4 protein-coding genes are annotated in these 8468 nt (G+C 31.2%); 1 reads left to right on the top strand and 3 read right to left on the bottom strand.

The window, feature by feature from the left end; genetic code table 11:
• The 3 genes from GFJ94_RS11425 to GFJ94_RS11415 all read right to left on the bottom strand — a co-directional run.
• The coding region (locus GFJ94_RS11425) for a PorP/SprF family type IX secretion system membrane protein (protein ID WP_153201642.1) at positions 1-428 on the bottom strand (428 nt) is incomplete at its 3' end.
• A gap of 11 nt (positions 429-439) precedes the next feature.
• Positions 440-3754 (bottom strand): choice-of-anchor L domain-containing protein, encoded by a 3315-nt coding sequence (locus tag GFJ94_RS11420; protein WP_153201641.1) that lies wholly within the window; start codon positions 3752-3754, stop codon positions 440-442.
• Between the two features lie 3 nt (positions 3755-3757).
• Positions 3758-6811, bottom strand: a complete 3054-nt coding sequence (locus GFJ94_RS11415) for a T9SS type A sorting domain-containing protein (protein ID WP_153201640.1) — start codon at positions 6809-6811, stop codon at positions 3758-3760.
• 124 nt (positions 6812-6935) lie between these two features.
• Here GFJ94_RS11415 and GFJ94_RS11410 point away from each other — a divergent pair, with 124 nt between their 5' ends.
• Positions 6936-8417 carry a hypothetical protein gene (locus GFJ94_RS11410; protein WP_153201639.1) on the top strand — a complete coding sequence of 494 codons (1482 nt, stop codon included), beginning with the start codon at positions 6936-6938 and terminating at the stop codon, positions 8415-8417.
• Positions 8418-8468: the final 51 nt, after the last annotated feature.

Below are 8468 nucleotides of genomic sequence, written 5' to 3'. Positions count from 1 at the left end.
GCAGGATCACTAGCATCTGGCAACGTTGGATAAACATCATCAAACAAACTTACTTTATGCAAGGTTAATCCTGTTTTTAATCCAAAAGCCAATTTGTGTTCGCCTCCTAAATTTAATGTATAAGAGAAATCTGCATACACATTATTCTCCTCTACCGGTCCAATTTTATCCGAGATAACCGATAATCCCATTCCAACATTCTTACCCACTGGAGCATGTCCAAAAAAAGTCGCTGTTGTCGGCGCATCTTCTATCTCAACCCATTGCTTTCTATATAATAATCCTAATGATAAATTCTCTTTGCTACCAGCATATGCCGGATTCATTACACTCATGTTGTACATGTATTGGGTGTAGTGTGGGTCTTGCTGGGCAAAAGCAAATACACCTATAAATAAAATAACAACCTGAATAATTCTATTTTTCATCTTACTTGCTTTTAATTTTCTCTGTTTATATAAACCCAACCTGTTTTTACAACTCCATTTGATAAGGAAACTACATAGTAATAAGTTGCAGAAGGCAACTCTTGACCTGAAGAAGTTTTTCCTTCCCATTCATTTGTGTAGTTTTCTTTAGCATATACTTCAACCCCATAACGGTTAAATATTTGTGCTTTTTTAGCATTTAAACCTGTTAAATCCCATGTATCATTTAAACCATCATTATTTGGAGAAACACCTTTAGGAATGTCACAAAATGGCGTGTTTATTGTTACGAAATCATTTGCAAAACATCCATTTAATGTTACTCTAATCTCATAGGTGTCTGAAACTATAATTTCTAAAGAAGAATTTGTACCTAACAAATTACCATTACTATCGAACCATTGGTATGTTGCACCAGTTGTTTCTGTAACACTTGCAATATAATTGATACCGTTACAACCATGTGTTATTGAAATTGAGGGTGTTGGTAATTGATCTGCTATACTAAATGAAGCCGATGTTAATGAAGTACATAGACCATTTGAAGCAGTTACTGTATAATTAGCTCCTATTGTAAGTCCAATTATTGCTCCTGTTGAATCTACAGTAGGTCCAGTTGGAGAAAACACATAGGTGTTTGTGTTATCATAGTTTGAAATAGATGCTGTTTCAGCACTAGCACATGTAGGAGCAACTAAAGTAATTGATGGAGCAATTGGAGTAGTAAGTTGTGAATTAATACTAAATGGTAATGAAGCTAAAGAGACACAACTACCACTTGAAGCCTCAACGGTATAATTTGTTCCAAAAGTTAGACCATTAATTATACCTCCTGCAGCTACAGAAGGACCCGCTGGTAAAAATGTATACGTAAACGTATTGTCGTAATTTGATATTGTTGCTGTTCCCGCTGCAGAACAAGTTGGTGCATTAACTGAAATTGTTGGTGTTGCTAGCGAACCTAATTGTGCTGCATTGCTAAATGAAGCTGAAACTAATGAAGTACATCCACCACCTGTAGCTGTAACAGTATAATTTGTTCCTACTATCATGCCATTTATTAATCCACTAGCATCAACAGTTGGACCTGCTGGTGTAAAATTATAAGTAAAGGTGTTGTTATAATTTGAAATAGTTGAAGTTCCATCAGAAGTACAAGTAGGCGCAACAGCTGTAATTGTAGGGATAATAGGTGTTGGTAATTGATCTGCAATACTAAATGAAGCAGAAGCTAATGATGTACAACTTCCACTAGTTGCAGTGACCGTATAACTAGTTCCAATTGATAACCCATTAATTAATCCAGTTGCATCAACAGTTGGACCCGCTGGTGTAAAATTATAAGTATAGGAATTGTTATAATTTGAAATAGTTGCCGTTTCAGTAGAAGAGCATGTTGCTACAACAAATGAGATAGTTGGAGTAGAAGGTGTTGGTAATTGTGCTGAATTACTAAATGATGCAGAAGCTAAAGAAGTACATCCGCCACCTGTAGCAGTAACAGTATAATTTGTTCCTACTGTCATACCATTAATTAACCCACTGGCATCTACAGTTGGTCCTGCTGGTGTAAAATTATAAGTATAGGTGTTGTTGTAATTTGAAATAGTTGAAGTTCCATCAGAAGAACAAGTAGGTGCAACAGCTGTAATTGTAGGGATAACAGGTGTTGGTAATTGATCTGCAATACTAAATGAAGCAGAAGCTAATGATGTACAACTTCCACTAATTGCAGTAACTGTATAACTAGTTCCTAATGATAACCCATTAATTAATCCAGTTGTATCAACAGTTGGGCCTGTTGGTGTAAAATTATAAGTATAGGAATTGTTATAGTTTGAAATAGTTACCGTTTCAGTAGAAGTACATGTTGGAGCTGTTAATGTAATAGTTGGAGCTGGTAATGATGACAACTGATCAGCAATACTAAATCCAGATGAAGGCAAAGATGTACAACCACCACTAGTTGCGGTAACCGTATAGCTTGTTCCAAACACCATTCCATTAATTAAACCCGATGCATCTACATTAGGACCAGTTGGTGAAAATGTATAAGTATAGGTATTATTATAATTTGATATTGTTGCTGCTCCTGATGCAGTACATGTTGGGGCTGTGATAGTAATAATTGGAACCGCTGGAGTTGTATTTACAGTAATGGTAATTTCATCAAAACATGATAAATCCGAAGCTGTCCATCTCAAAACATTTGTTCCTAAAGATAAACCTGTTACTCCTGAAGTTAAACTCGAACTATTCGAAAATATTGCCGAACCCGATTGAACAGACCAATTTCCTGCTACCGGAGAAACACCTGCTAATGTAGTTGCTGTTACTGAACACAAACTTTGGTCTAAACCTGCATCACAAGTTGACTCAGTTGTAAAACTTCCTGCTTCTAGATACACTACACTATCATAAGTTCCATCATTTACATCTGTAACAATTAATTTAATATGATACGTTTGTCCTGGTGTTAAACCTGTTTGTGATGCTGTTAAAATTCTAGTATTTCCGTTTAATTGTGTTCCATCAACAATCCCTAAATATTCAGGAGTTGGGCTATTTTGAACCCAACTTCCATTAGCTGCCACGCAATTAGCAGAACTTGGAGCACCCCCACTAGAACCAACAACACCATTATTTACAGAATTTATAGATACTTCTGAACCATTTGATAAACGAGCTATGTTTCTAGCATCATTAGTAAAACCTTGTCCACCTGAAATACCTGGGCCACTAATTAAAAAGCCAAATTTATCATTATAAGTAGAGCATTGATAATTGATAAACCCACTATCATCAGTATATTCCTCAGAACCAAAAACATAACGAAATGTTACTGAATTTTCAACTGGAATAAAATCAAACTCTAAAATTGCAGCATTAAAATAATTTTGAGCTCCGGCTAAAATATCCAAATCTAGAATATAGGTAGGTGAACCACCTCCTTGTCTAATTTCACCAGTGGTACCTGAAGTGTATGCTGTAGCCATCTGTCCAACAGAACCAGGATGAGTTCCTAATGTTAATGGGATAGTCGATGTATTACCTGTTGACAAAACGACACCATTTGTAAATCCCATTTGTGCCAAAGTAGTAGTAGCAGTAGAAAAATATCCAACTTGATATCTACTCGTGTTATTGTACACCCCACTAAATACAACATTTGATATTGTTGTTCCACTTGTTGATGGAACCAATACTCCGTCCACTAATTGAGTTGGAGTATACAGTGTATTGTTAATTGTAATTTGAGAATAGGTAATTAAATGTGTAAAGAACAAAATTATTGATACTACTATTATTTTATAATACTTCTTCATTTTTTAGTTTTGATTTAAAATTTTAGTTGTCTTTTTTGCACCATTAACACATGTAACATTTATAATATAAATACCGGATGCTAGTAATATATTCTTAGTATAATTCAGAACGTTTTCTTCAAGCGAAGTAAAAAATATTAATCTGCCATTAATGTCATATAATTCAATCTTTGAAAGCGGAATATTACTTGTAACTGTAAATTCCGAATTAACAATAGCAGACTGAATATTTATTTCTTCTTCATCAACAACTTCCTCATCAGATCCATTTAACTTATATAATACTTCAAATCTATTTGATGTATTATCTGGATAAAAGAAATATGCGGCTTGTGTTAAATCATGATAAAAATTTAATTTTTTATCATATATATAAATACTTTGTGAATTAAAAATACCTTCTTTTTTACTTAAACTAATTGTTAACATTGTGGTTGGATTTGTTAACGAATAATCTAATTGAACAATATCCGTAATTTCAAATTTAGATTTTCCTTGAATAACTAATTTTTCATTTCCCAAAACTGAATAAAATTTAACTGGAGATAATGAATTTATCGGCCCATCAAATGCTTCGTCAAAATCGTTAGTTGCTCCAGGAAGATACCCAACTAATAATTCATTATACCTTCCATTAGCATCGGCTAAACGCAACCAATATCTATCTTTTTCTTCATTTGCTCCACGATAAAATTGATTATTACTTGGAACATCTTTTGTTCGTTGTTTATTAGTAAACAATACTGTTCCGTTCACTTTAGGACGTACCATAAATCCTTGTGCTGAAGCAATATATCCGTTCGGTAAAATACCATTTGGAGATTGTGTAGAGGCACTTGGTACACCAACTCCACCCGTTAAATTGAAAGAGGCATAATCTGCTTGTTGGTATAAACCACTACCTGGATAAGGTGTGTTTGCAGACCATAAATACACTGTTCCATAAATTTTATCTTTGTTTTCCTCATAAAAATCCTCAAACTTAATAGCGCCTGGATAAGGGTTGCCTAACAATGTGAAATTTCTGAATGCATTATGTTCTGTATCATAATACTTAATAGTTGCATTATAATTTCCATTATTTGAAGTTCCTGAATAATTCAGTGTGATATTTGCTGGAGTAGTACCCGCACTTGTTTTTACTCTTGTAATAAAACCAGTTGCTTCAGCTGGTTCACTTGATAATGTTCTCCAACCTTCATAACTAAAGTTAATTCCGTTTATACAAAAGTCAGGATCCCAATAATATTTGACATCAAACGCTGAATTAAAGGTTGGTAAAATAGCATTGCTTACTGGTTTACTCCAATATATATAATCCCATCTAATTTTATTGCCAGTTTCTTTTGTGAAATTTATATTTGGTGTAACAATTGGATCACCATTTAAATCCAATGGATGATTCACTTGAACTAAATTGCCGTTTGTTAATACATTAATAGTACCGTTATTAAATATGGAGTTAACTACATATACATATGTTCCAAGTTTGTCAGCTCCTACATTATCTTTACTGTCGTTTTGAATGTTTAATATTACACCGCTTTTTACAGTTAATTGACAAGCATTGATATTACCATGGATGGTAGTATTATAATTTGCATTTAATATTACATGTTCATAAACTGTCGGCGATGTTCCTCTAGACCAAGTTGAACCATTCCAAATATTTTCAGTTAAGCAAGTAAAAGTTGCTGAAGTAGTTCCACAAACACCATCAAATCTATCTATACAATTTGTAACTGCTAATCCTACAGGCAATAAACTTGAAACTTCTGTTCTAACACCAGTCATTTCAGGATTATTAATAGCTACACCAGCTCCATTATTTACAATATCTCCATTTGCGCCATACCCAGATAATTGTTCAAATTTGATTTGTGAAGCAGCAAAATCAGCATTATACAAATTAACTTGTGTTCCTGAATACATACTTTTAAAGGTGTTGTTTTTAAAAACAACATTAAAAGTAGGTGAAAATGCATTTTCAAAATAGATATCTTCTCCTTTATCAACAGCATTGTTGTTTTCAAAATAGCAAGTTGTGAAATTAACATTACAAGTTGGACTATTTAAATTAGTTATTGTAACAGCTCCTCCGTCTGAACTAGCTGGACCAGTTGAATTATTTGTAAAGGAACAATTGTTGAAATTTACATTTGTTGTTGTGCCGTTAGTCTGAGCCTGTATTAAAACAGCTCCACCACCCAAGTCATTCAAAGCACCAGCATTAGTTGTATTGCCATTAAAGCATGAGTTGTTAACTGTTAGTGTGCCGTTATAAATGCAAATTGCTCCACCAGCAGCAGCTTCATTATTGTCAAAAGTTGAATTATTTATAGTAACATTTGCTGTAGTTCCTTCAATAAAAATACCTCCACCCAAAATAGCAGAAACAACATTATTGTTTATACTGCAATTCTCAAAAAGTACTGTAGAACCACTTATTTTATAACCGCCTCCATAATTTGCAGACGATACTCTATTGCAAGGACTTCCCGTATTTCTAATCGTTACACTTGTTCCAGCTCCTAAAATATGTACTGCTCCTTGACCAGCTGAACCGACATTTGCATAAATAATCATTCTATTTAATTCAATACCAGTTCCATTTGGAATTGTCAATGCAATACCGTCTGATGCTAATGCATAACGCGTAATTGTCATTTTTGATAATTTTACATTATTAGAGGTTATTGATCCCCATCTTTGTACTCCAATTGCATTGTCAAATATTGTTAAATTTTCACTTGCTCCAATTACTTGAATTTCTTTATTAAAAACTAACGATCTGTTATTTGAACCTGTATACGTTCCACTATCTACATATATAATATCGCCATTATTAGCAATTGTTAATGCGGCAGATAAAGATAATTTAGGTGTAGCGGGAGATATCCCATTGTTAGAATCATTTCCAACAGAAGTGCAAAACACATCATTAACTATTGAGTTATCATTAACATATATAGTAGTTGAAAAAACAGTTGAACCACATATTAATGTTACAAATAAAAAGAATAATTTTGTTTTAATAGAGTAGAAAGTTAATTTCATAAATATCTTGAGTTAATATTAATTAAAATTTAATATATTGTTAATCAATTAATCAAAAGTAAAAGTTTAACTTTTATGTAGATATAAAAAAAATAGCTATTTTTGTAACTTAGAAATTATTCTTATGATAATAGAAGATAGTAAAAAGCTCGTAGATTCTATGTCTATGAATGAAAAAAGGTATTTTAAAATATTCATTAATAAAAATATTTTTGGAAGTCAGAATAAATACTTATTGCTTTTTGATATCCTCAACAGTAACGAAACAATTACCGAAGATAATTTAAAAAAACATGTAAAAAAACAAGGTTATTCGGATAAAAACATTTCTTATGATATTAATTATCTAAATAAAATTATACTCAGATCTTTAAACGAATTCCATCATGAGAAAACTATCAGTTTAAAACTTCAAAATCATATTAAGTCGGTTGAAATTTTATTCTATAAGGGTTTATATGACGAATGCTTAAAAATTATTAGAAAAGCAAAAAAGTTAAGCCTCAAAAACGAAAACGAAATCTTAATTCTAGAATTACTGAATTGGGAAAAAAAATGCATGGGATATTCAAAAGGGTTCTATGAAGCCATGTCTGTAAATGAAAAAATTGATAATTACTTTAATTATATAAAAGAAAACAGAGAAATTACAGATTTATATTATCATAGTTACTTTTTAAAAAATAATGTCGGTAAAATTCCCTATGATGGAATTATAGAAGAATTCAATAAAATTATTGGAAATGCCATTTTTAAAAAAGATGGCTTGAGCTTACATTCTGTCCAATCTAAAATATTTTATTTTTTAACAATTGCTAACTTTTTTCATGTTATCAATCAGAAAGATAGTGAACTAGACAACTTAGAAAAAACAATTGAAGTTTTTGACAATAATCCATTTTATAAAGAAGAAAATCCATTAGATTATATTTCTGTATATACCCGCGTAATTGACATATACAAAAAAAGTGATGACATCTCATTTTATAATAAAATTGAAGCATTACGAGGATTCGAAAACATTTTGGATTTTCAAAAAAGTGTAGCGCAAGAGCGTATTTTTTTTCATACCAACCAAGCACAATTAGAATTTTTAATTTATAATAATTATTTTGAAGAAGCATTAAAAATAATGCATTTAGTTCTTAAATCTTTAAAAGAAAATAAATTTAAAATTGAACCTTATTATTTTATTGGAATGTATCATCAATTTGCCTGTATATTTTTAATCAAAAAAAATTTCTCACAAAGCTTAAAATACATCAATTTAATATTAAACGAATTTAAACAAGAAGATAGACCTAAGTCATTCATTAAAACTGAAATTTTAAATCTTATTATTCATTACGAATTAAAAAACTATAAATTAGTGCTACACAACTATACTAATTATAATAAAAAATACAAACGCGTTTTTAAACTTAATTTTATAGAAAAAAATATTATACAATTAATAGTCCAGATATCTGAAAATCCATTTGGAACTATCGAAAACATTGAATTCAAAAAATTGCACACTAAAATTCAGAAAAAAAATGATTTAGAGGATAGTATTTCAAATAAAATTTACAGAAAATATATAGAATCAAAAATAATTTACAATTGATAAAACTAATCGATTTTTTTACAAAAAGTACAATTTATAAATAATAAAGTT

Origin of the sequence: Flavobacterium sp. LMO8, assembly GCF_009495755.1 — a bacterium.
GTDB lineage: Bacteria > Bacteroidota > Bacteroidia > Flavobacteriales > Flavobacteriaceae > Flavobacterium.
The sequence above is the reverse complement of the archived record's forward strand: the minus strand, read 5'-3'. Positions and strand labels throughout refer to the sequence as shown.

Excerpts from the sequence above, each read along its gene's own strand:
- GFJ94_RS11420 (WP_153201641.1), bottom strand. The coding sequence starts at position 3,754 with ATGAAGAAGTATTATAAAATAATAGTAGTATCAATAATTTTGTTCTTT.
- GFJ94_RS11415 (WP_153201640.1), bottom strand. The coding sequence starts at position 6,811 with ATGAAATTAACTTTCTACTCTATTAAAACAAAATTATTCTTTTTATTT.
- GFJ94_RS11410 (WP_153201639.1), top strand. The coding sequence starts at position 6,936 with ATGATAATAGAAGATAGTAAAAAGCTCGTAGATTCTATGTCTATGAAT.